Annotated in this window: 28 protein-coding genes and 1 tRNA gene; 6 read left to right on the top strand and 23 right to left on the bottom strand. The window is 48.2% G+C overall.

The features are described from left to right. Nucleotides 1-81: 81 nt before the first annotated feature. From dnaB to ACLB09_RS16835, 17 genes are all read right to left on the bottom strand, one after another. Nucleotides 82-1,512 carry a replicative DNA helicase gene (gene dnaB, locus ACLB09_RS16755; protein WP_410771003.1) on the bottom strand — a complete coding sequence of 477 codons (1,431 nt, stop codon included), beginning with the start codon at nucleotides 1,510-1,512 and terminating at the stop codon, nucleotides 82-84. Next, on the bottom strand, nucleotides 1,490-1,825 hold the full coding sequence (locus ACLB09_RS16760; RefSeq protein ID WP_410771004.1) for a hypothetical protein: 336 nt from the start codon (nucleotides 1,823-1,825) through the stop codon (nucleotides 1,490-1,492). The genes dnaB and ACLB09_RS16760 overlap by 23 nt, the downstream gene beginning before the upstream one ends. Then, a complete protein-coding gene (locus tag ACLB09_RS16765; protein ID WP_410771005.1) occupies nucleotides 1,803-2,750 on the bottom strand; it encodes a winged helix-turn-helix domain-containing protein in 948 nt (315 codons plus the stop codon). Before ACLB09_RS16765 ends, ACLB09_RS16760 begins: the two co-directional genes overlap by 23 nt. 23 nt (nucleotides 2,751-2,773) lie before the next feature. Continuing rightward, on the bottom strand, nucleotides 2,774-3,052 hold the full coding sequence (locus ACLB09_RS16770) for a hypothetical protein (RefSeq protein ID WP_410771006.1): 279 nt from the start codon (nucleotides 3,050-3,052) through the stop codon (nucleotides 2,774-2,776). 249 nt (nucleotides 3,053-3,301) lie between these two features. Then, nucleotides 3,302-5,836: a sbcc family protein gene (locus tag ACLB09_RS16775; RefSeq protein WP_410771007.1), complete on the bottom strand. Its 2,535-nt coding sequence runs from the start codon at nucleotides 5,834-5,836 to the stop codon at nucleotides 3,302-3,304. A gap of 7 nt (nucleotides 5,837-5,843) precedes the next feature. Continuing rightward, on the bottom strand, nucleotides 5,844-6,092 hold the full coding sequence (locus tag ACLB09_RS16780) for a hypothetical protein (protein ID WP_410771008.1): 249 nt from the start codon (nucleotides 6,090-6,092) through the stop codon (nucleotides 5,844-5,846). Next, nucleotides 6,092-7,264 (bottom strand): metallophosphoesterase family protein, encoded by a 1,173-nt coding sequence (locus tag ACLB09_RS16785; RefSeq protein ID WP_410771009.1) that lies wholly within the window; start codon nucleotides 7,262-7,264, stop codon nucleotides 6,092-6,094. Before ACLB09_RS16785 ends, ACLB09_RS16780 begins: the two co-directional genes overlap by 1 nt. Beyond that, on the bottom strand, nucleotides 7,261-8,283 hold the full coding sequence (locus tag ACLB09_RS16790; protein ID WP_410771010.1) for a hypothetical protein: 1,023 nt from the start codon (nucleotides 8,281-8,283) through the stop codon (nucleotides 7,261-7,263). The genes ACLB09_RS16785 and ACLB09_RS16790 overlap by 4 nt, the downstream gene beginning before the upstream one ends. Continuing rightward, nucleotides 8,284-8,613 carry a hypothetical protein gene (locus tag ACLB09_RS16795; protein WP_410771011.1) on the bottom strand — a complete coding sequence of 110 codons (330 nt, stop codon included), beginning with the start codon at nucleotides 8,611-8,613 and terminating at the stop codon, nucleotides 8,284-8,286. Then, nucleotides 8,610-8,870 (bottom strand): hypothetical protein, encoded by a 261-nt coding sequence (locus ACLB09_RS16800; RefSeq protein ID WP_410771012.1) that lies wholly within the window; start codon nucleotides 8,868-8,870, stop codon nucleotides 8,610-8,612. Before ACLB09_RS16800 ends, ACLB09_RS16795 begins: the two co-directional genes overlap by 4 nt. Nucleotides 8,871-8,931: 61 nt before the next feature. Then, the gene (locus ACLB09_RS16805) at nucleotides 8,932-9,204 is read right to left on the bottom strand and encodes a hypothetical protein (protein ID WP_410771013.1); all 273 of its coding nucleotides are present in this window, start codon (nucleotides 9,202-9,204) and stop codon (nucleotides 8,932-8,934) included. A 109-nt stretch (nucleotides 9,205-9,313) separates the two neighbouring features. Beyond that, nucleotides 9,314-9,757, bottom strand: a complete 444-nt coding sequence (locus ACLB09_RS16810; RefSeq protein WP_410771014.1) for a hypothetical protein — start codon at nucleotides 9,755-9,757, stop codon at nucleotides 9,314-9,316. Continuing rightward, entirely contained in the window at nucleotides 9,754-10,041 is a 288-nt protein-coding gene (locus ACLB09_RS16815; protein WP_410771015.1) for a hypothetical protein, read from the bottom strand. Before ACLB09_RS16815 ends, ACLB09_RS16810 begins: the two co-directional genes overlap by 4 nt. Before the next feature lie 9 nt (nucleotides 10,042-10,050). Then, the gene (locus ACLB09_RS16820) at nucleotides 10,051-10,557 is read right to left on the bottom strand and encodes a helix-turn-helix transcriptional regulator (protein ID WP_410771016.1); all 507 of its coding nucleotides are present in this window, start codon (nucleotides 10,555-10,557) and stop codon (nucleotides 10,051-10,053) included. Nucleotides 10,558-10,682: 125 nt separating this feature from the next. Next, a complete protein-coding gene (locus ACLB09_RS16825; protein ID WP_410771017.1) occupies nucleotides 10,683-10,931 on the bottom strand; it encodes a hypothetical protein in 249 nt (82 codons plus the stop codon). 1 nt (nucleotide 10,932) lies between these two features. Beyond that, a complete protein-coding gene (locus ACLB09_RS16830; RefSeq protein ID WP_410771018.1) occupies nucleotides 10,933-11,142 on the bottom strand; it encodes a helix-turn-helix transcriptional regulator in 210 nt (69 codons plus the stop codon). A gap of 161 nt (nucleotides 11,143-11,303) precedes the next feature. Further along, entirely contained in the window at nucleotides 11,304-11,567 is a 264-nt protein-coding gene (locus ACLB09_RS16835) for a helix-turn-helix domain-containing protein (RefSeq protein WP_410771019.1), read from the bottom strand. 149 nt (nucleotides 11,568-11,716) lie between these two features. On the opposite strand from ACLB09_RS16835, the gene ACLB09_RS16840 reads away from it, so the two are divergent. From ACLB09_RS16840 to ACLB09_RS16860, 5 genes are all read left to right on the top strand, one after another. Next, a complete protein-coding gene (locus ACLB09_RS16840; RefSeq protein ID WP_410771020.1) occupies nucleotides 11,717-12,118 on the top strand; it encodes a helix-turn-helix domain-containing protein in 402 nt (133 codons plus the stop codon). Between the two features lie 55 nt (nucleotides 12,119-12,173). Further along, nucleotides 12,174-12,794, top strand: coding sequence for an SHOCT domain-containing protein (locus ACLB09_RS16845; protein ID WP_410771021.1), 621 nt, complete (start codon nucleotides 12,174-12,176; stop codon nucleotides 12,792-12,794). 63 nt (nucleotides 12,795-12,857) lie between these two features. Further along, complete coding sequence (locus ACLB09_RS16850) at nucleotides 12,858-13,010, top strand: hypothetical protein (protein WP_410771022.1); 153 nt, start codon at nucleotides 12,858-12,860, stop codon at nucleotides 13,008-13,010. 88 nt (nucleotides 13,011-13,098) lie between these two features. After that, nucleotides 13,099-13,728, top strand: a complete 630-nt coding sequence (locus ACLB09_RS16855) for an ImmA/IrrE family metallo-endopeptidase (RefSeq protein WP_410771023.1) — start codon at nucleotides 13,099-13,101, stop codon at nucleotides 13,726-13,728. A gap of 74 nt (nucleotides 13,729-13,802) precedes the next feature. Then, nucleotides 13,803-14,981, top strand: a complete 1,179-nt coding sequence (locus ACLB09_RS16860) for a tyrosine-type recombinase/integrase (protein ID WP_410771024.1) — start codon at nucleotides 13,803-13,805, stop codon at nucleotides 14,979-14,981. A gap of 93 nt (nucleotides 14,982-15,074) precedes the next feature. Here ACLB09_RS16860 and ACLB09_RS16865 read toward each other — a convergent pair. The 6 genes from ACLB09_RS16865 to ACLB09_RS16890 all read right to left on the bottom strand — a co-directional run bounded on the left by ACLB09_RS16865 (nucleotide 15,075) and on the right by ACLB09_RS16890 (nucleotide 20,065). Then, nucleotides 15,075-15,147, bottom strand: a tRNA-Thr gene (locus tag ACLB09_RS16865). A 118-nt stretch (nucleotides 15,148-15,265) separates the two neighbouring features. Then, a complete protein-coding gene (locus ACLB09_RS16870) occupies nucleotides 15,266-15,571 on the bottom strand; it encodes an MTH1187 family thiamine-binding protein (RefSeq protein WP_410771025.1) in 306 nt (101 codons plus the stop codon). A 162-nt stretch (nucleotides 15,572-15,733) separates the two neighbouring features. Continuing rightward, nucleotides 15,734-16,531 (bottom strand): PHP domain-containing protein, encoded by a 798-nt coding sequence (locus ACLB09_RS16875; RefSeq protein WP_410771026.1) that lies wholly within the window; start codon nucleotides 16,529-16,531, stop codon nucleotides 15,734-15,736. A gap of 15 nt (nucleotides 16,532-16,546) precedes the next feature. Then, entirely contained in the window at nucleotides 16,547-17,371 is an 825-nt protein-coding gene (locus ACLB09_RS16880; protein ID WP_410771027.1) for an energy-coupling factor transporter transmembrane component T family protein, read from the bottom strand. After that, a complete protein-coding gene (locus tag ACLB09_RS16885) occupies nucleotides 17,355-19,184 on the bottom strand; it encodes an ABC transporter ATP-binding protein (RefSeq protein WP_410771028.1) in 1,830 nt (609 codons plus the stop codon). Before ACLB09_RS16885 ends, ACLB09_RS16880 begins: the two co-directional genes overlap by 17 nt. Beyond that, on the bottom strand, nucleotides 19,184-20,065 hold the full coding sequence (locus tag ACLB09_RS16890; protein WP_410771029.1) for a cell division protein FtsQ: 882 nt from the start codon (nucleotides 20,063-20,065) through the stop codon (nucleotides 19,184-19,186). The genes ACLB09_RS16885 and ACLB09_RS16890 overlap by 1 nt, the downstream gene beginning before the upstream one ends. A gap of 265 nt (nucleotides 20,066-20,330) precedes the next feature. Here ACLB09_RS16890 and ACLB09_RS16895 point away from each other — a divergent pair, with 265 nt between their 5' ends. Further along, nucleotides 20,331-21,161, top strand: a complete 831-nt coding sequence (locus tag ACLB09_RS16895) for a MurR/RpiR family transcriptional regulator (RefSeq protein WP_410771030.1) — start codon at nucleotides 20,331-20,333, stop codon at nucleotides 21,159-21,161. The last annotated feature ends 74 nt before the right edge of the window (nucleotides 21,162-21,235 follow it).

A 21,235-nucleotide genomic window follows, 5' to 3' on the forward strand; every position in this document is an offset into this window, starting at 1 on the left:
CACCGATCTGTTTGCCGTTATCGTCGTAAATCAAGTCCCAAGGAACGTCTTGATAATAGGGATCTATCGCGACTTGTTCTCTCATGACGCCCAATTCCCCCTATGCATGTCCGGAATTTGTTTCGCTGGCGCCGGTGGTTCCGGTCCCCGGTTTTCGTGGTGCCGATCATAATCAACAAACTTATTAAAATTCTTCAGGAAGACGAGTTCCACAGTTCCGACCGGCCCATTCCGCTGCTTGGCAACGATGATCTCGATAATGTTTTTCTTCTCGGATTCCTGGTTATAGTAATCGTCCCTGTAAAGGAACGCTACGATATCAGCGTCTTGCTCGATTGAACCGGATTCCCGAAGGTCCGACATCATCGGACGTTTATCCTGCCGCTGTTCTACGCCCCGGCTGAGTTGAGAAAGAGCAATTACCGGTACATCCAGTTCGCGTGCCAAATGTTTCAACATCCGTGATATTTCGGATACTTCCTGCTGCCGGTTCTCCTCCCGGCGGCCATTGCTTCGACCGGCTATCAGCTGAAGGTAATCAATCACGATCAGTCCCAATCCTTCTTGTTTCTTTAATCGGCGGCATTTGGCGCGGATGTCATGAACCGTGATTCCTGGAGAATCGTCGATAAAAATATTCGAAGCTCCGAGAACACCAGCAGCTTCAGCAAGTTTTGTCCAGTCTTCTTCTCCCATATCCCCAATACGCAGCCGGCTCGATTCCAGATTCCCTTCCGCACTTACCATCCGGGTAACAAGTTGGGGCGCTGACATCTCTAAGCTGAAGATCGCAACCGGTTCTTTGCTACGAATGGCCACATTCTGTGCTACGTTAAGTGCAAACGCCGTTTTTCCGACCGATGGCCGGGCCGCGACGATGATCAAATCGCTTTTTTGCAACCCTGCAGTTATGCCATCCAGGTCAGTAAAGCCTGTCTCTAACCCCGTTACCTTTCCGGTTTTGTAAGACTCTGACTTGGTTTCTGTTGTCTCGATTACCTCAACCACAACATCCTTAATTCGCTTAAAATCTTGCTTTGGTGCCACACGGTCTGCCAATGTCGACGCAGCTTGTTGTGCCGCTTCCACCAGCCCTTTGATATCTGTTCCCGCAGCGGCCGCTTGGATACCGGCCATGTTAGAGCGTATATATTCCCTGATAACAAACTTGTTTTGCAGAGAAGAAACGTATGACTCTATGTTTGCAGTACTGGGGACGGATTTAGCGAGTTTCGCCAGATAACTTACTCCGCCAATATCTTCGATTTCCTTGCGGTCCTGTAGTCGAGTTGTCAGAGTAACCAAATCTATCGGCTGCTCCTCATCGACCAGTTCACGGATTCGACTGAAAATTACTTGATGTTCAGCACGATAAAAAGCTTGTACCGGTATTCCCTCTGTGTATTCGATGGTCTCAGGCTGTATTAAAATCGCACCCAGTACTGAACATTCGGCGGCAAGATCATTAGGCAAATCCATCATCAAACCTTCAAGAGAAACCGAGCTTTGCATAAAGTTCCTCCTTCCAGCCAAGTGGCGGCGGGCAAGCATTCTTTGCTGCTTCTTCCCGGGCCGCGAAGTATTCAGCTGTCGCTGCCTTCATCCGGTCCCGCTCCATTTGCTCACCAACGCTTCCGCGGATCTCAGCAATGTTCGGTGGATATTTACTTGTCCGGATATGCTCGTCTAAGTTTCGAATTGCCTTGTCAAACGGGAAATCGTGTAGGTATTTTAGATGCCGCTCGACATTTTCGTTGCTAACATCGAAATTCGGATAATTCTCCTTGATCTCAATTAGCAGATCAAACACTTCTGCTTTCTCCACGTTGTCGTTCCTCCTTCGCACGCCTGCGCAAGTCCTCCAGCTCGCGCTGCTGCTTGGTCATTCGTTTCTGCCGCTCTGGCGTTCCCGGGGCGACTCCAGCCATCGACGGACTGGCAGTTTGGGAATTGTGCCAAGCTTCTTCGATCCCGTCCACGTAGTACAAAAAGCTGGTCGGGTATTTAAAGCCTTCACCCTCCCGCTCACGCTTTGCCTGAAGCAGGCCCTCCATAGTTCGGATGGTAAAGGGTACCGGCATCCCCCCGGCGACCATCTTACCCATGGCTTCGCGCTCTTTTGGCCTAACATGGAAATCGAGTTTTTGGTTTAAACGACAATAAGCATTCAAGATCCCAATCATTCCATCTTCCTGTGGATCGGGTTCAACTCTTTCTGACAGATCCCAGTCCTCAGTAGTAGTAGTGATAGTAGTAAGATCTTTAATATCTTTTAGATCAGACATTTCTGTCCGATCACTCGGCGGAATTTCGCTGTGATCGGACATTTTTGTCTGTTCACTACCTGACTGATCGGATATTTTTGTCTGATCAGAGTCGAGGTGATCGGACATATGTGTCTTATCACTTTCAAGTGATTGGACATTTTTGTCCGGATGCTTCTTAGAATTTCTGACCCAAAGGATCAACCCTCTCGGAGCCCTGGTCACTCGTATGTAGTGATGTTCCTCTAAGGTGTCCAACCAGCGGCTCACGGTCTTATCGTTGACTCCAAACCTTTCGGATATCTCTGATAGTTTCATAGGCTTATTCCCAAGGACGATGCCCCAAGTCGTACCTTCTTCCACTGTCTCCTTTGTTGTGGAGCTTACGCACCAAAGGAAAAGCCATATCGCGCTGCCTATTTGATTGTAGTGTTCTGGCTCCAACAATCCGGAATAAATCGGAAAAGGGTAACTGCCTCCAGGCATCAAATCATCTCCCACGAAACATGCTAATCACGAACGATCTTAATAAATGTTCCTTTTACACCTTTATGAGTGGCTGCCATCTGCAGGCCATCTGTGAGTGATTCCATCACTGTCCCTAGCATCGGGCCATAGCCCTGTGGCTTAAGATCAAAACCAATTATCGAGCCAAGAGTGTGTGCAACTGATGTAATGAAATGAGCATGTTGTTCTTCCCCGGCTTCTCTTGCCTCTTCATTCTTGTTTGTTAAAAAATCAACAATTTCATTTGTGCGTCGGAATAATTCTTCAGTGGTCATGCTCATATGCTCCGCTCCCTCATCGTTTTATCTTTCCAAGCTTTGTCCCCTAAACATTGCTCCGTCACTCATTACGCCCCCTATCGTCCCTTAAAAATACTATCGGGTAGTCTACCCGGACCACCGTCCAGCCCGGGTAGGCTTTGGCGAAATATTGCCGCGTCTCCCGTTTAAAGGCCTCCCGATCTGTCCGCATAAGCCTCCATATCCGGTTACCCATCATACTTTGTAACAGCGGTTGGCCAAATTCATCGTTCATGCCACGAAAACTTCAACTCCGCCATCGGCATTATCGAAACGGATCACCTGATCGAAGGCAGCCTGCGCATCTTCGATATGCGTGATGACCAGGACTCTCTTAAACCGGTTAGAAACCGATTTGATAGATTCAAGAACAAGAGCACGGTGCTCGGCGTCCTGGGATCCAAGACCCTCATCGATCGTAAGCCATTCAACCTTGCTGCCGGCACGTTGAGCGAGAAGTTCAGCCAGAGCGAAACGAATAGCATAGTCGATCCGGAGCTGCTCACCGCCTGAGAACGTCTCATATGGTCGCTCTGCGGTCCAATCTCCGATCATGATGTCAAGCGTTTCCGCAACGCCATCCCGAGATTTGAGCTCCCGTTGAGTCTCAAAACGGATATAATGCTTGCCTTTAGACATCTGTCCAAGGATCTCGTTTGCGATCCTTTCGAGCTGCGGTACTGCGTTTTCAATGATCAGCGCCGGGATTCCGTCACGGCCGAATGCCTTGATTAACGTTTGATACTGTGTCCACCGCTTCGACTTCGGTTCAAGATCAGTGGCCAGCCGGTCACGTTCCTGCTGATCGGCCTCGAGCGCGGCCAACACCGCCTTGATGCCACCGATTTGCTCGGCCAGTGCAGTGAGCTGCCGACGCCGATCTTGTAATACGACCTTCAATTGGTCCAGATCACGATACAACCTTTCATAATCAAGCGTGTCAATGACCAGGCTGTTTTTCTCGTTCTCCAAACCATCTTTACGGACACGTTTTCCGATGACTTCCCGGTCAATGGTGGCAATCCGCTCTTTGGCGTTCGCTGCAGCCTCTCGGGCCGCAGGAATCTGGTCTTTGAGCCTTGCCCAGCGTTCAAGGTCGATAGCCTTCGCCGATAACTCTGACAACGGCACCAGTGCTGTCTCAAGATCGATCGTTTGTAATTGAAGTTCATCCCATCGATGCCTTGCCGACTGCATACTCTCCATTTTTTCGCGCTGTTGCTGCTCCAATTGCTGTAGTAGTTCATCCTTGCCAGCAAGTTGAGCGTACCGAGATGATGCTTGTTTTAATTCGTCTACTCTTGCCTTACAGGTCCGATGTGCAGCATTGTCATATTCTAAATTGGCTTGGCCGGCCTCTAATCCAGTAATCTTTGCTGTGAGCCCAATAAGAACACTCCATTCTAGTTCTTCCAACTGCTGCCGCAATGATGGCAATTCCGCGACAGCTACTGCTGCAGCCTGCTGAAATTTGCAAGTCGGAAGGCAACCGCTGTCGTGGATATGTGCCTCTTGCTGCTCAAGAGCAGTGATTTTATCGGTTAAACGTTGCTCTTCGAACTTAAGACGAGACTCTTCACGCTGATGCTGAGATTGAAGCCCTATAAGCTCCGTAGCTATCAAGTTCCACTTCTCCGCTTTCTCCTCGAAGGAGAGAAGGCGTTGCGCCTCAGTCTCGTAATCCTCAGCCTGCTGCCGTAACGAATCCCGCCCAGCAAGTTGGTGCTGTAAATCGGTTATGCGCTCGCTTAACCGGTCTGAGTCGTCCTGCAATTGGTATAATTCCAGTTGTGTAGCAGTGAGATCTCGTTGTAATCGGTCAAGTTCCGGTTTCCTGGCCTCCAAAACTGCTAACTGATGCTTGATATGTTCCAGTTCGATTGCCTTTTCCGTAATGCCAGTTTCATTGGCCAAGATCTTCTCAGCTCGCTCTAAGCGTTCAAAATGGCCGGCCTTCTCTTTACGAAGTGCTGCCAGCTCGTCATCAATAGCCGATGTATCGATGTCAATCTGCAAAATACGGGATCGTTTCACTTCGAGTACAGCGAGTTGCGCCTCACTTTCCCGCACGGCCCGCTCATCTTCAATCACATTGGCCTGAATCATATCATGCTGGCTTTCTATCCTTTGGAGCTCTTCGTTCTTCGCAGACCTACCTTTCAGGCGTTCATCCAACATTAAAAGCTTGTCCTTGTCCTTCTCAATCTTGATATTCAACAATCCTGCCCGCTGCCAGGCTTGTTCCTGCAGGTTCTCATAAATGTTAAGACCAAGGATTTGCGATAGAATTTCTTTTCGTTTGCCTGCCGTTGCGCCGGTGAATGCGTTAGCCTGTCCCTGCAAGATCATGCTGCTAGCCGTAAATGTATCGTCGTCGAGGTTGAGTAAGGTTCGGATCTTGGCCTCCGTGTCACCGATTTTCTCGGCCGACCGGCTCTCCCACTGACCGCTAACCTGCTGCTGCAGCTCGAGCGTGGATTTACCCTTGCCCTTTGTCGACCGCGTCCGGATGACCCGGTAAATACTCCCCTGATGCTCGAATTCAAAGATAATAGCCATTTCTTGAGCACCGCGGCGGACCAAATCGTCCAAGCTGACACTTTTGATCACATCACCGAATAGAGCGAAACGCGGCGCCAACGTGAAGGCCGATGATTTGCCAGCGCCGTTCCTTCCGGCAATTGCTGCCAACGTCACAGCCGACAAATCAATGTCGGCATGTTCTATTGCTCTGAAATTATTAATGATTAAGCGTAAAGGAATCATTTTGCACCTACCCTTCGTAATAGGAACCGAATTCTCGAATCATGTTCCGAAGTACAAGATAATGAATTGACTCGTGATCCTCTTTTTGAATAATCGCTCCAAAAAAGACGTTCCAAGCTTGTTCCTTGGTCAAACTCGGGTTTACTGAGGAACGCGGTTCTTCTGAGATTTCATCAGATGTACCGGTCGAATCCATATGAAATAGGAGAAAATTCTTTGACTCGCCAGCAGTTGATGATTCTGTCAATTCAGCCATCAGATCCCCTCCATCAGTTCACTCGTCATAGCCTGAAGCTCGACGATCTCCATTTCCTTAATCTCTTGATTACTTCCCCAGGCGGCTAATGCCGTCAGTGGATTCAGACCCTCGGTCACCTCGGCATCCCGGATCCGCTCCGAACGTTCAACTTCCGCTCGGATCTCGGCAACAAAGTAAGCCCCGGCGTCGTACAAAGCCCTTTCTAATGACCTCCGATCGAATCGCTTTTGCAATTCTTCCGAACAAGAATATCGAACCCGGACGATTGCATCCTTGATGCCCGCAAAATCGTCCACCTGACCATCCAGCCAGGCTTCGATGTCCATGTCGCACCAGTCGATAGTGCGGAAATGACGGCTAGGCGTTTCGATGAATGTCGACCCTGCCCACAACGATGAGCCGATATCCGTATCATGAATCCAAAAACCGGTTGCCGTATGCTCGTCACCGAAGTTATGTCGCTCTGGAGCGCCGGAATAAAACACGTTGGTTCCGGCTCGCTGCGGGCGGTGTATGTGGCCAAGACAAACGAGATCAAACATGGTTGCCGCCTCGTCCGTCAGAATAGGCTCGTTCTGCAATAAAGCATCCTCAAAGCCAGTATCAGCCAAGTCATAGGTCAGGTGAGACATGAGGATAATCGGTCCGGCCAATCCTTTGCGGAGCTCACGGCACGTTTCTGTGATCCAGTCGGTCATTTTGGAATGAAACTCGTGCGGTGGTAGGCCGGCGAACTCATCCTGTTGAGCGAACGACGAACGATTCATTCCCGGAAGGCAGGCTATCAGCGGCCCACCCTCGCTGGGGAGCGAAGCAATCCCTGGCTCAGTGAAAACCTGAACGCCGGGGATCCGCATCTCCCGAATTAAATGGTAGGCGCTGATCGCGTCATGTGACGGTGTACCGCTAATGACAACAACCTCGATGCCCGCTTCCGATAGCCGGCGAAGCCATGAAACAAAAGCCTTAATCTCCGCCGTCGCCCGGTCAATAAACACCCGGGCATCTTTAAAGGCGTCGCCGGCGAACAAAACCAGTTCACAACCTTCAGCAATAATCCGATCTGCAGCCCAGTCCATAGTCCTTGTAATATCTTCGAAGCGAGCTCCCGGATTGGGGCCCGGATATCCGAAGCCCCAATGTGAATCAGCAATATGTGCAATTTTCATCTCATATCCTCCGGAAGGTCATTGAAGTCAATTCCGCCTGGATCGCTTCCACCAGCTCCATATTGTTCAAGATAGTCCGCAACTTGCTTCCATTCATTATCAGCTACGTCCTGGACTACCTTCGCAATCGGGCGACCTAATGCTTCAACGGCACGTTCAGTTAGCCATTTCCAATCCATAGTCCCACCATTGAACTGCTTGGCCTGATCAAATGCACGATTCTTGTCTGAAAACGAATTAGAACCTCCAGATTGTCGACTTGTTGTGCTCCTGCTGGTCTGTGTAGATTGTGAAGCCTTGCGAGTAGTTACATGACCTTCCTGGTCCCCAGCTTCTGGATCATTCCCATTCAAATAAGCATTGAGCTCATCTTCCGTCTGAGAGAAAATACCGCTTGATCTTGTTGCCGACAAAACCGCATCAACGAGGGCTCTCTTCTTCGCCATCTTAAGCACCGTGTTCCAAATCGAATGCATATCGTCATTCTCCATCCGGTACATGGTGTACGTATTTCCAGTCTTGCGACCATTTTTCCACTCATCTCGCTCTTCTTTAAAAAGCGTTGATTTGTCGATGCCTTTTGGTAACTTATATTCCGAATACCAACGCCAACGATAACGACTCTCGTAAGTATTGGCATGCCCAACACCTTCGGCAATGATCGAGCCTGTCCCGCGATGAATAAGCCTGATTGTGATGTCAATGGCATAATAGCCAGTCTCGTGATTTTTATCCTCGACCTTGCTTGCTACCGTTGGTGCTAGATTGTAAAATTCACAAAGTCCTTCAGCCCCTGGCTTGTACAGTGTCGGCTTGTCTGTACCTGGGATCGTCCCGTAATCAACGCCTTCCTGCATGACTTCGCGGAAGAACTCTTTCGTAAGGTTCAATTTTTGTTTCATAGCATCCAGTTTCCTCCGAAGGTCAGCGGCACTGCCGAACTCAAGATCGACGATCGCCCCTCCCCCGGCGTTTCCGCCGGAAGGTTGGGGCATTACTGTTAAATTTCCTTCGCTCAATTACGCCACCCCCTGAAGGAGGCTGGCTGCGGCTTGTAATGCCCTGAGTTCGTCCTTCAGTTTCCCCAGCCTTACGGCAGCGTTCTTCAATTTCAGTTCAGCTTCAGAAAGGTCTTCACGTTCCAACTCCGTATGTTGCCTCATCTGAGCCGCTCGGATTTCAGCGTTTTTACCGTCGATCAGGTTGCCAAGTAACACATCGTCTTCTTTCTGTTGCAGAACTTCCTTTGCTTTAACCAATTGATTATTTGCTTCAAGAACTACATCCTCAGCCACCGAAATCTCTCCAGGCAGCTGCAACAAACGATTTGCGATTTCAATTTTAGTCATGCGCTCTCCTCCTTAATGGATTGGTTACTTTCATGGTGCAAAATGGCTTGCTGGCTCGGTGATTCTGGATAACGGATCCCATTCAGGTAGGTCCGAAGAGCAAACTCAATCTCGGCTAAATGTTCGTTATCAGCAAATAATTGAAATGCTCCAAAACTCCCACGTAATGAGAATCCTGCTGAACAATACTTAGTTGCTGGAAAAACATCGACTTCAATGTTTTGCCCGCTCACATCTGCAGAATAAGCTGTACCCATCCAAAGCCCTCCCTCTTGTCTGTTTGGCCCCATTTTGGTACGATAGGGGCAAGAAAATTAATTAAGTCCCAGATACGACCTGTTCCCGCAGGTCGTTTTCTTTTTCATCGTGAACAATGATTGTTTTCCAATCCACGATGACAGGGCAGTTCTCGATGCTAGCGATAAGATGACCATTTTCGTCTTGAACATGAAACTCGGAAAACATCCCGCCATCGTGCTCATAGCCGACCTGTTTGATCTCAATGACTTCGCGGCCTTCGATCACCGTTCCAACTTCAAATATTCGGGTTGGGTTGCTAACTACCGTCAGCCGTTGAATAACCGGATACATGGCTTGTCCTCCTTTCGATATTGTTTGATGCGTCAGCCGCATCTCTCGACGCCGAACGGAGAAGGTTATGAAACCGTCCGACGCCGGGAGACAGGGCCAAAGCTCTGTCTTATTCGATTGATTTAAGGTGTTCGTAAAATGGAAGTTGAATCTTTACCGGAAGAATATCAATCGTTTCAACGAATAATTTATATTGAGACAAGGTTCTTTCTCGGCGCATATAGATTTGATGAAAGCTCTTTTGGTCAAGATTTGCGGAATCCGCTGCAGAGTATTCCTCTCGAGCTTTGTCATTGTCGCTCATTGTTTGTTTGTATCTAACTGCCAATGCCTTAGCAAATTCATTGATTTCTTGAGTGGACATTTCATTTGCAGATGTATCCTTGACCGTCTCCGTGGCCTCCTTGGCCCCGTTCCAATATGCGTCTTTGATCAGCCTAGCGAATGATTCCCGAGATTCACTATCCCATCCATTGATCCAGGTTATGTGTCTATGTTCCCTTTCCGTTAAGGGCCGGCCAATCAGGTTTTTAATCCCTTCCACATCGATCATCTGGCAGTTCCCTCCTTGCCCTTTTGCCGTTCATCGGCTAAAATAGACAGCAGAAGAGACTTTAACCGAGTTCTCAGACCAAGCGTCCGGCCTGCCCGCCGGGCGTTTTTTTGTGCTTTCAGATCGGCTTTATGCAAGCGGATCATCATTTCGAGGTAAGTGATGTTGTGCTTCAGTTTTTCCGAGTTCACAATTTCCGGATTCTGTCGGATCGTCCGGAGGTTACGAGATGCGTTCCGTGCTATGAACCGTGCTTCTTCTTCCAACGTCATATTGATTTTCATTTCAATCCCTCAATTCAGATATTTTTTAGCTTTCAGTTCGGCGCGGTGTTCTTTCCATATTCCGAGCCAACTGAACTTGTTCTCTTTACATAGAACAGCTACGTGATGTGTGAGTGCAGTTATCGCTTCGACGCATTCCATAATTGTTTTTTTGATCACTTCACGATCGCCGTTTGTCATCTGATCAAGTCGTTTCATTAATGGAGCTGCCTTCATGGCTGCCTTAGCTTCTTCCATCTCTTCAAGAGTTTTGATGTGTGTTGCAGCCCTATGTAAATCTGCATTGTCCAGGTAAGGGACACTGGCCCCATCAGTAACTTCTTCCTGAGCAGCGAGATACAGACGCGGGTCATCGAATGTAATGGCTGCTTGACGTATAAGGCTTTTCGGCGCTTGCCGCTTGCCGGATTCAACCTTAGCAATCGATGAACGATCAATTAGGACTTGTTCGGCGAATTCTTCTTGAGTCATCCCTTGCTCTTTTCGATACTTGTGAATTACGTTTCCGATCGACATTTCCTCATCTCCTCCTTGTTTGGAACAACGGGGAGGATGAAATGGACAAATTGGCTCATTAACTTCATAGATTTGTGGCAAGCATGTAAGTTAGAATTTAGTTATTAAGTCAATACTTTTCCCCTTCATCCCCTCATCCGCCGGCGGCCGGTACCGTCCCGGCGGGTTTCTTCTATCCTTTTCAATTCTTCCTTTGCTTCCTTCAGGATTCGTTTTCTCTCCAACTGAGACAAACCTTCTGGATTGGCGGAGTAGTTTGGCAACGATAACTCCAACGCTGCTTCCATATCCATCCCTTTAATGATGTTTCGAGTGACAACTGCTGAAATGAGCCCTGCTCTAGAGGATTGATGTTTCCAACGGAACCTTTTCATGTCAAGTCCCCGAAGCTTTCTTGAATCGTTTTTTATACCATTCCAGAAACTCACCCCAGATTACCCGATTTCCTCCACCAGAGTTGTAAACGGGGCAATCTGGCTCATCCACCATGTCGTAAGCGGTTTGTTTGCGAATCTTAAGACGTCTCCGGAGTTCTGGAATTGTGATTACGTCTGTTTCTGAATATGGATCTTGAATTTGATTCATTTTGAGGCACCTCCTAATCAAATTTAATGAGTACGTACCGACTGCGGCTCGGCTCATGGCTGATGTAGTTGATCAACCATCCCTCTTTCAGTAGCCGACTGACCTCTTCTGGATCTCGAGATTCACATACATCCTTGATGTCCTGCGGGTTGTGGTCCACCTTAACCTACCTCCTTTCTCTCTGATTTTGCAGATTTCCCCACATTCAACTTTACGTGGATATTTTCATCAAAAAAAATAGCAACAGGTTCGCCAAGTGCTTTAGCAATCGCCTCCAATTCGAATGTTTTGATTGGACGCTTTCCATTTTCCTTCATGTTATAGTTGGAAATTGTCATCCCTAACTCAGTAGCAACAAATGTTTGTGTTACTCCTTTAAATTGACGGATAATTCTAATCCTTTCGAACAGTTCCAAATGATTCACCTCAATTCCACGTAAAGTTGATTTATGGTTTGATTATAATTCCACGAAAAGTGAAAGTCAACTCATTTTTTAACTTTTCGTGTAATTTCTTTAACGTATGGTGAATAACTGTTATTCTTTAGGTAAGAAAATATGAGGCGGTTTTAAATATGAGTTTAGGAAGTCGTTTAAGGGAATTACGTGAAAAAAGAGGCTGGTCTCAAATGTACGTTGCCGAGAGATTAGGGATTACTAATACCGTTCTATCAAATTACGAACGAGACTATCGAGACCCAGATACCAGTATGCTGTCGAAAATTGCGGACCTTTATGACACTGAAACTGATTATTTATTGGGCCGCACTAATAAACCCCGTTCTACGAGAACAACTACAGATTTTGATCCTAAAGAACAAGCTGCATTCGAAGCTTTTATTAATAATCCGGAACATGGGATATTCTTTAAGGACTATCTGAGTGCTCCAGAAGAGAGAAAAGAAGAAATGCGGAAGATATTCCGGATCTTACAGGAGAGAGAAAAGGACCGTAAGCCTGGGGATCGCCAAGATTAGCATGCAGTTATATAGCCAATAACTCAACCTATGAGGATGAAATGGAGAATTTACCGTGGATATCCAATGTAGTATAGTAGTTTGTTCAAAAAAAGCACTTGAAAATGGATACTGTGAGGATCACCAGGCATTTGCACCAGAAAATGCTGATATTTTAGAGGGTGGAAAGCATCTTAAGCTGCTTTTAGAAAAAGTGCGTAGAGACGACATTATCGAATTTGCAAAGGGAGTCAATGGGCTTGTAGCTGTTACCAGCTCAAATGTGTACATTGTTCGTGGGACTACTATCGAGAGAAAAATTATAAAATCATACTCTATCAAAAGTATTTCATCCATTGAACTTAAAAAGCCCGGACTAATGATGAATGGGCATCTCCAAGTTATAACTAGCGGGAACAATGATCGTACAAACCGATTCAACACAGCATTCGACTATGCAAAAGATGAAAATACAGTAATGATAAGTAAGTTAAGTGGAGATTACGATAAATTTGTTTCAATAGAGAATTTGATTTATAAACTGCGTGATAACTTGAATACAAGACCCGCAGCGGCTTCTTCAAAAACAAATGATATATTTGAACAAATAAAGAAGCTTGGTGAATTAAGGGATTTAAAACTAATTACTGAAGAAGATTATGAAATCAAAAAAATAGAATTGTTATCTAAAATTTAGCCCCCCGGGCTATATTTTTTAAACAAAACCCGAACATACATTCTTTTAGTGGAGGAATATTATATGATTAGATTTGGAGTTTTTTCGGGACCAATTCGTAATTCAAAGCCCGAGCCTTTAATAATAAAAACGAATGGTGTTGAGGTTAAACCAGAATTTGCGTCTAAGATAGCCACTTCACCCAAAAAAAAACAAATCAAAAACAGTCCTGAATAATCATATTTTGAGAATCTTCATTTGCCGGCAACGGCTTTTATTTTCAACATAAAACCGAACATATATTCCCTTATTGGAGGCTGTCATCATGATTAAACATTATCAAATGACGATCTTGGAAGAGTTTGTAGAGAAGCTATATTCCCGATTTAAGATTACTGAACCTAAGCAAATTACCGTCAGGGAGTTGTCCAAACGTCTTAATGTCTGGGTGCACTACGAGGAAGTCACTAGCCGTGCTTTAGAAGCCGTTTCTGGGATGTACAGTATGTTCTTAGACAGTAGACTGCCGGTTGAACAACAACGCATTGACTTTCTTCATGAACTCTGTCACCTTCTCCGCCATGCTGGAAACCAGTTTCTAATGCCTGAATCCTTTACACGGATGCAAGAATTGGAAGCTGAGCAGTTTGTTACATATGCGGCCATGCCGATTTCTATGATTTCTCGCTTAGTTATTCCTACAGATCATTATCAAGCTAAGTGCCTACTTATGGAAGAATTTAAGGTTTCTTCTCATCTCGCTGAAAAGAGAATTTCCCAAATTCATCGAAGGATCAATCAAAGTATGATGACTGCCACTTTAAAAGACCGAGGTGACAATCAAAACTATCAGTTGCCTTGTTGGTCACCCGAAACAAAACGAATCCTTAAGCAACTAGATCGTCAATTAATTGCAAGGGGGTTGCCTCGTTATGAAGATAAGGGCCTTATTTGATTTATCCTGAACTATTATGGCTTGAAAAGTCTGATGTTGAAGCAGTTTTGAAATTCGCTTGGTAGGAGGGCATTATGAAAGGTCATATTGCTAAAAAGGGTAACAAGTACTACATAGTGGTTGATATGAAGGATGAAGCGGGGAATCGAAAAAGGAAATGGCTTTCGGGACCTGATGGAGGATTTGAAAAGAAACGCCAAGCGGAGCTCGCAATGCCTGACATCCTCAAAGCCCTGCACAATGAAACTTTCGTCGAACCTACACGAAAAAGCTTTGGTGAGTTGATGGCCGAGTGGCTTAGAGATAAAAAGCCAGTCGTAAAGTACAACACCTGGAAAAGCTACGAGTGGCTCGTTAATACACATATTATCCCCAACCTAGGGAAAGTTCAGGCCATTAAATTAAAGCCTCAGCAATTGCAAGATTTTTACCATAAGAAGTTGCTAACAACTCTATCGGTCGGCTCCATAAAAAAAGCTCACTCCATAATTTATGATGCACTTAACCGTGCGGTTGTCTGGGGACTTATACCACAGAATGTCGCTCAGTTTGTGACTCTCCCACAAGGCAAGAAAGTGAAATTCGAGGTGTGGAATGAAGAACAACTAAAAACTTTTCTGGATTACGCTTCGTATGAGCAATATTACTTGGCATTTGAACTAGCCGCCTCTACCGGAATGCGCCAGAGCGAGATCCTTGCCCTCCGCTGGGTGGATGTAGACCTAGTTAATCAAACGATCTCGGTGCGGCAAGCTTACACACTTGCCGAAGTTGGCCACGATTTCGGCGATACAAAGAATGATAGCAGCGTCAGATCAATTGCCCTCTTCGAGAATACAGTTCGTTTGCTAAAGGATCATATAAACTCCCAAGAGGAACAAAAGAAAACAAACAAACTCTATACCGATTCCGGATTAGTCATTCAGACAAGCGTAGGGACCCCCTTAGGGCCACGAAATTTGTCCAGGCAATATTATCAGATAATTGAGAATATTCAGAAAGAACATCCCAACTTCCCCCGGATCAGATTCCACGATCTAAGGCATACCCATGCTACGCTCCTGCTCAAAGCCGGAGTACATCCTAAGATCGTTCAAGAGCGACTAGGGCATAGTTCAATTAATGTCACTCTAGATACCTACTCGCACGTCCTCCCTAACCTTCAAAAGCAAGTCCTAAAGAATATTGGAGACTCAATAACAGGTAGTCAAACCAGCCAAATTATTACTGAAAAACCCACTTTACTTAACTAAAGGGTAGAAAAATGGTAGAAACATCACGAATTGAACAAAAAAGCGCGGCCCCGGAAAATCTCAGAGACCGCGCCGCGCTTGACTTGTTAAGGATGCTGATGAAGGGATTCGAACCCCCGACCTACGCATTACGAATGCGTTGCTCTACCAGCTGAGCTACATCAGCAGATTCACTTTTAAAGTGAAACAAAAATTATTATACTCCGTTTTGGGAATAATGCAAGGGCTAATCTTTGGAAAATCGGTCAGCACCCAGCTACTGCGACTTTATTCCGGATTTGCCGTTACAAGCCTAGCTTATCCTGAACCGACCGGAGCTTCTGCTCGGACGAGCCAACTTTGTCCCTGCGGTCATCGATTTTGACCGATGTGGATACCCGCTTGGCATCGGACTGAAACGGCGCCTCGTGGATCGCCCGGATCGCGGCAAAAATATCATCCAGCGGACCTTCAATAATGGTACTCATCGAGGTGAGCGTGTACTTGATACCCTTTTGCTGTTCGAGTACACGTTGCAGCTCGGCAACATAGGAACTGAGACTGGTGGACCCTGTACCGATGGGAATAACCGTTACTTCCGCAATCGCCATAATTAAGCGCCTCCCTGATCATAACGTGTCTTGCCTTCACTTATTGTAGCAAGATTCGCTCCGGAATATCAAACCATAGAAATGAACTGTATGATCGGGGGCGCTGCGGCTGTAGCCTGCGTGAGCCGAAAGCTGCCCCGAACAGCGCCTCCTTCCAAACCCTTAAGCCGATTGGTCTCCAAGCTCCTCCAGGTCGTCCTCTACCGGAAGCGAAAGACTCTTCTTTAGCAGCCCCTTGATGATATTGGCAGACTTCACCTTGATATCCAAGGCCGGCGAAACTTCGATCCGGTAGGCTCCCTCCCGAATCAATGTCTTGAGCTCCTCTACGGTTTCAAAGTTCCGGTCAAACTCATTCAGGACGCAACCGTACTGCATGAACTGGTGCGTGTCGCTTCCGGCGACCACGGGGCGGCCGAGTCGTTTTGCGAACTCTCCGATTTTGGCGCGGTAAGCTTCGAGTCCCTGGGCATAGACGTCTTTGCCGTTCAGATCAAAGGCATCCAGGCGGCGCAACAATTCATCGGGCAAATGATGAAGCGGCGTCCCCTCCCGGAACGGATGAGCTCCGATTCTCAAGAACTCTCCCTCTTCGCTCCAGTCGAGCAAGGTACGGAAGTCGACGAACCGCCCTTTTTCCGTATGCGGTTCAAGGCAGCTTCTAAGCTCAAGCACGTTTTCCCGCCGGCCGATGATCAGAATGTGTCCCGTCTCTTTAATGTCGACCTCGATGCCCGGGAACACCTTGATTCCCTCAGCCAGATAATAGCCGTGCTCATAGGTATAATTGCGGTCCAGCATCTCGTAAATATCCTCATAGCGCAAAGTATTGAAGTGCTCCGTCATCGCGATGGCGTCCAGCCCGTTCCCTTTCGCTTCGGCCATCATCTCCTTGAAATAAGCGGGACTGAATTCACTTTTCTTGGAAAGCTTCACATGGGTGTGCAGATCGATTTTCATAAGTGTTCTCCTTTATTAGAGGTTAAATTGTACGGCCAGAATATACAGTGTAGCCACATAGAACGCTGAGACGGCCAGGAATAAGGCGTCGCGGAGCGTGAATTTCATATACGACAACTTGATCCGCTTGACCCGGGGCGACTGGTAGGCATAGGAGAAACCTTTGGTCTCCAGGGCTTCCACCGTAGTGCGCGTTCTTTTGGCGATGCTCAGTATTAACGGGTAAAAAGAAAGTACGGCAATTTTCAGAAAATAAACGATGCTCCGTAGATATAAAAAACCGTGCCGCTCCGGTGCCCTTCCGCGCAACCGGAACGAAAGGAAAATGTGATGGTACTCCTCCAGCAAGCTGGGGAGCATCCGGTAACCGTAAGCAATGCCGAATGAAACCTGCTTCGGCACTCCGATGCTAAGCAGGCCGTCGCTCAGTTTCTCGGGGTCCATCGAACAGAACACGGTAATGCTGGCCAGTGAAATGACGGACAATTTCAGCGTCAGCTTCAGCAGCGGCAGGATGCTTTCCCCGCCTCCCCCGAACAACCAGGATACGATCAGCAGATACCCGGCCTGACTCAACAGCCCGAGGCACAAAATCCCTATAATAAGCGGACTCACCCGCGACATCATCGTCGTTAATGCCATGAGGAAAAACAAGCCGAACAACAAAATCACATTATGGATGAACCACGGGGCGATTCCGAAATACAAATACCACAGGAACAAAGTCCGCGGGTCCAGCTTGGCGAGGAAAGTATCGCCGTTGCCGTAGGCCGTGTTAAGCAATTCTATTTTGACGCCTTCGACCGATACCCGGTCCATAAGCTTACGTACATATTCCATGAACCAACGCCTCCTTTCTTCCTATAGCCTTCCAGCGCTGGGCGAATTCATCTACCGTGTAACAAAGCTGCGGCAAGCCAAGATTCCGGCACAGCTCCAAAATTTGCGGCGCCGTCAACCCGGCCAGCTCCAGCAGGTCGGCATCGGCAAACACCGACTCCCGCGTCCCGTTCCGGATCATCCGGCCTTGATGCATGACGATGACGCGATTGGCCCACTCCGCAACAAGCTGCATATCATGGGTCGCTACGATCACCGTTTCCACGTGGCGGTTCAATTGCTGCAGCAAGCGCGTAATATCCTTGCGGGTGGCAATATCGAGATTGGCCGTCGGCTCATCCAGCAAAATGACCGATGGATTCATAGCCACCCCGATCGCCAGCGAGGCGCGACGCTGCTGTCCGCCGCTTAGCAGGCGTCCGTCGCGGTGCTGAAGCTCCGTTAGCCCGAAGCTGTCCAGAATGTCATCCACCTTCTGTTCGTAGCCGATCACGCGGCGGGCCTTCAAGAAGAACTCCACATCCTTGCGAATCGAGTCTTCAATGAACATTTCTTCGGGATTTTGATAAATGTAAGTCACCATATCGGCAAGCTGCTCCGGCGGAGTTCGCAGCGTGTCTATGCCTTTCACCCGGACATATCCAGCCTCCGGCTTCGTCACTCCGGTGACCAGCTTCAGGAAAGAAGACTTCCCGGCCCCATTATTCCCTACCAGGGCAACCAGATCGCCCGGGTTGAACGTTACGCTGACATCGTCCAGCACCACCTTTCGCTCCCTCGTGACCGTCCGGTAGGAGAAACGGGCATGCTTGACTTCGATAACGGGATTCACGGCGTTTGAGGAGTCAATCGAACCGGCAAGTCCCGCTGAATCGCTTGTGCCCAGGGAGTCGGTGGGATCCAAAACTCCCTCCTCATATCGCTCCTCCTGGAGTCGGCCAAAATACTGCACGGCTTCCTCCAGGGTAACCGGGTACCGGTGCCCCCCTGCCCCTGCTTCTTCTCCGGTCCCTCTAGCATCAAGCCCCATGCCGGACTCGAACACTTTCGCAGCGGCCTGCGTGACTTGGGGCGGGTAAATATGACTCGCCTCCAGTTGGCCCAGCTCGCGCAGCGCTTCCTTTACCGGCTTGGACCAGAGAACCCGCCCCGCATCCATAAGCACCACCGTCTTGCAGTACTCGGCGATAAACTCGGTATGATGCTCGATCACGATAATGGTTTTTCCATGGCACTCGTTCAAATTCCGTAACAGATCATAAATCTTCCCGGCATGGCTTGGGTCAAGCTGCGCAACCGGCTCGTCGATGATCAGGATGTCGGGATCGAGCGAGATCGCACCGGCCAAGGCGAGCTGATGCTTTTGCCCGCCGCTGAGCTGCCAGATGAATTCCTTCGGATCGCATTGCAGATCAACCAGCCGGAGCGCCCGGCGTCCGCGCTCCTTATAGTCTTCGAAGCCATAATTAAGCGGGGCGAATCCCGCGTCGTCCAATACCGTCGGACGGATCAATTGATTTTCAAAATCCTGGTACACGTAACCGACATGACGGGACAGCTGTGCCACGTTATGCTTGAGCGTATCCAGCCCGTTCACTTGAACGCTGCCCTCGTAATCTCCCACATAATAGTGCGGTATCAATCCGTTCAGCGTTTTACACAACGTGGATTTACCGCTACCGTTTCCGCCGATCACGGCGACAAAATCGCCGCGCTTGATCTCCAGGGAAACTCCGTTCAGCACCGGGTGCTCGGCACCCGGATATGTAAAATTGACCCCTTCCATGACAACGATATTGTTTTCGTTCCCCATTAAACCTGACCGCTCCCATCCATATGTTGCGGCATTTTTTTGCCTTTGCGAATCAGCAGCAGAATCGTGATCAGCGCCACGATCGCCGCCGCACCGATACTGACCCAGATGAACCATCCGCCGATGCTCTCCAGGAAATCCGCATCCCAGTCGATCAACGCCATATCCGACTCAGCCAGAAACTCTGCGCCTACCGCTACAAGAGCCAGAACAATCGAGATAACGATCAGTCGCGGAGCTATGATTTCACCCAACGAATATTTCACCCGGTTATCGCGCGGTTTCATGCCGAGCAAAGGTTCGATTTTGCCGTACAATCGGGGCACCAGATACAAGGTCGGCAACAGAGCGAACAGAATACCGGAGAACAAGACGTCATTCAGAAAAGAAACCCCTTCTACGACCACTACGCTTTGCGCCAAGCCCGGTACGGCTTCAAATTCCTCTACCCCCACCCATACCTTGGCAATGTCTACCGCGCTGCTGATAAACTGGTGGATGACAACCCCGGTAATCGCGGCAATCCCGACCTGCCTGCGATTTCGCGGATCATTGACGAGACTCCCGGCAATGAACATAGCTAGAGAAAATCCGATAAATTTCTCCAGCTCCCCGAGACCGCCGAACTGGCCGAGCATGATCTCGCCGAAAATCACTTCGCCCAGCGCCGCGCCGACGGCGGCATAAAACGGATGGAACAGAATGCATAGCGTCAACGGAATAAAAGCGAAGTACTCCACCGAAAATTCCACCGGACCGAGCCGCAGGGATGGAATCAGCTCCGTAATCATGTTGGACAAGCCGTACAGGGACATAGACAAAATAAACACCATCATTTTTTGCGATTGCGTAAGCACATATCTTTTTTGGGACCGAATCACTTGCTTCCCCTCCTTGAATTAAGTTGTTCAAACGCCCTTGCTTCAGGCTAATCCCAATATAGAATCCAATTATTAAATTCGATGTCCGGGAACGTTAAAATCATGTAAATAAAATTACATAAATTATAATAATGAAAAAATACACGTCATCATCAACGCGCCCCTTGTTTCTCCGATTGGATACGTATCGCTTTTGCCCTTATTAAATCCGGTATGTTAATCTATTTCTATCAAGCACCAGACAAAGAAAGTGAGGGCATATCTCGTGAAGCTGGACTGGAATACCGAGGCCCTGTCACCGGGCCAGTTTAAAATTGCGGATTATATCCAAAAAAACTCGCAAACCGTCCTGTTCTCCACCGAACAGGAAATTGCCGACGCGCTGGGGCTGAGCATTGCCTCGGTCTCGCGGTTTTGGCGCACGGTCGGTTTCAAAAATATAAAAGATTTCAAAACCAAGCTGAGGAGTCAACTCGATGTGACGCCTGCGGCAAAAATGAAAAACATTATGGACAAAGCGGACGCCAGCCCGCTCCCCCAGCAGTTTCTCGCAACAAGCATGAGGCATCTCGAAGAAACGCTGACCCACTACTCTGCCGATTCCTTCGAAGCCGCCGTCACCGCCCTGACCTCGGCAAGGCGCATCTACATCTATGGTCCGGGCCCTTCGGCCGGGCTCACGGAGCTGCTTCATTACAGGCTCGGCCGATTCGGCCTGTCTCTCCATCGCTTGGACCGCGGCGGGAGCGAGTTGTTTGAGGATCTTCTTCACCTGACAGGGGAAGATCTCGTGGTCCTGTTCGGGTTCGTCCGGCTGCTGCCGGAAGCGAAGGTGATCGTCGATCATGCCAAAGAGACCGGTTACCGGACTTTGCTCATCACGGACCGGCTCGTTGCCGACTTTTCCGATCAATGCGATATCACGCTGTTTGCCAGCCGGGGAGAAACGTGGGAATTCCACTCCATGATTGCCCCTACGTTTATAGTAGAAAATTTGATTGTCGCGGTAGGAATGAGGAATCCGGAGGATCATCTGCACAAGTTGAACGAGTTGAATCAGCTAAGAAAAAAATACGCCCAGGAGCTTCCAAGATAATCCATGGGACAAACCTGGTTTCGGAATTTTCGGACTAAAAATTTCAAAAAAATTTTTCATCCCCGCTGGACCGC

This window comes from Fontibacillus forbon (assembly GCF_046559655.1).
In the GTDB taxonomy this organism is placed as follows: domain Bacteria; phylum Bacillota; class Bacilli; order Paenibacillales; family Paenibacillaceae; genus Fontibacillus.

Bases quoted from the DNA above. Each gene is read 5' to 3' on its own strand.
- ACLB09_RS16855 (WP_410771023.1), top strand. From the start codon at position 13,099: ATGATTAAACATTATCAAATGACGATCTTGGAAGAGTTTGTAGAGAAG.
- ACLB09_RS16780 (WP_410771008.1), bottom strand. From the start codon at position 6,092: ATGGCTGAATTGACAGAATCATCAACTGCTGGCGAGTCAAAGAATTTT.
- ACLB09_RS16810 (WP_410771014.1), bottom strand. From the start codon at position 9,757: ATGATCGATGTGGAAGGGATTAAAAACCTGATTGGCCGGCCCTTAACG.
- ACLB09_RS16830 (WP_410771018.1), bottom strand. From the start codon at position 11,142: ATGAATCAAATTCAAGATCCATATTCAGAAACAGACGTAATCACAATT.
- ACLB09_RS16815 (WP_410771015.1), bottom strand. From the start codon at position 10,041: ATGAAAATCAATATGACGTTGGAAGAAGAAGCACGGTTCATAGCACGG.
- ACLB09_RS16795 (WP_410771011.1), bottom strand. From the start codon at position 8,613: ATGACTAAAATTGAAATCGCAAATCGTTTGTTGCAGCTGCCTGGAGAG.
- ACLB09_RS16765 (WP_410771005.1), bottom strand. From the start codon at position 2,750: ATGCCTGGAGGCAGTTACCCTTTTCCGATTTATTCCGGATTGTTGGAG.
- ACLB09_RS16820 (WP_410771016.1), bottom strand. From the start codon at position 10,557: ATGTCGATCGGAAACGTAATTCACAAGTATCGAAAAGAGCAAGGGATG.
- ACLB09_RS16885 (WP_410771028.1), bottom strand. From the start codon at position 19,184: ATGGGGAACGAAAACAATATCGTTGTCATGGAAGGGGTCAATTTTACA.
- ACLB09_RS16875 (WP_410771026.1), bottom strand. From the start codon at position 16,531: ATGAAAATCGATCTGCACACCCATGTGAAGCTTTCCAAGAAAAGTGAA.
- ACLB09_RS16805 (WP_410771013.1), bottom strand. From the start codon at position 9,204: ATGTATCCGGTTATTCAACGGCTGACGGTAGTTAGCAACCCAACCCGA.
- ACLB09_RS16785 (WP_410771009.1), bottom strand. From the start codon at position 7,264: ATGAAAATTGCACATATTGCTGATTCACATTGGGGCTTCGGATATCCG.
- ACLB09_RS16775 (WP_410771007.1), bottom strand. From the start codon at position 5,836: ATGATTCCTTTACGCTTAATCATTAATAATTTCAGAGCAATAGAACAT.
- ACLB09_RS16850 (WP_410771022.1), top strand. From the start codon at position 12,858: ATGATTAGATTTGGAGTTTTTTCGGGACCAATTCGTAATTCAAAGCCC.
- ACLB09_RS16800 (WP_410771012.1), bottom strand. From the start codon at position 8,870: ATGGGTACAGCTTATTCTGCAGATGTGAGCGGGCAAAACATTGAAGTC.
- dnaB (WP_410771003.1), bottom strand. From the start codon at position 1,512: ATGCAAAGCTCGGTTTCTCTTGAAGGTTTGATGATGGATTTGCCTAAT.
- ACLB09_RS16770 (WP_410771006.1), bottom strand. From the start codon at position 3,052: ATGAGCATGACCACTGAAGAATTATTCCGACGCACAAATGAAATTGTT.
- ACLB09_RS16840 (WP_410771020.1), top strand. From the start codon at position 11,717: ATGAGTTTAGGAAGTCGTTTAAGGGAATTACGTGAAAAAAGAGGCTGG.
- ACLB09_RS16860 (WP_410771024.1), top strand. From the start codon at position 13,803: ATGAAAGGTCATATTGCTAAAAAGGGTAACAAGTACTACATAGTGGTT.
- ACLB09_RS16825 (WP_410771017.1), bottom strand. From the start codon at position 10,931: ATGAAAAGGTTCCGTTGGAAACATCAATCCTCTAGAGCAGGGCTCATT.
- ACLB09_RS16870 (WP_410771025.1), bottom strand. From the start codon at position 15,571: ATGGCGATTGCGGAAGTAACGGTTATTCCCATCGGTACAGGGTCCACC.
- ACLB09_RS16880 (WP_410771027.1), bottom strand. From the start codon at position 17,371: ATGGAATATGTACGTAAGCTTATGGACCGGGTATCGGTCGAAGGCGTC.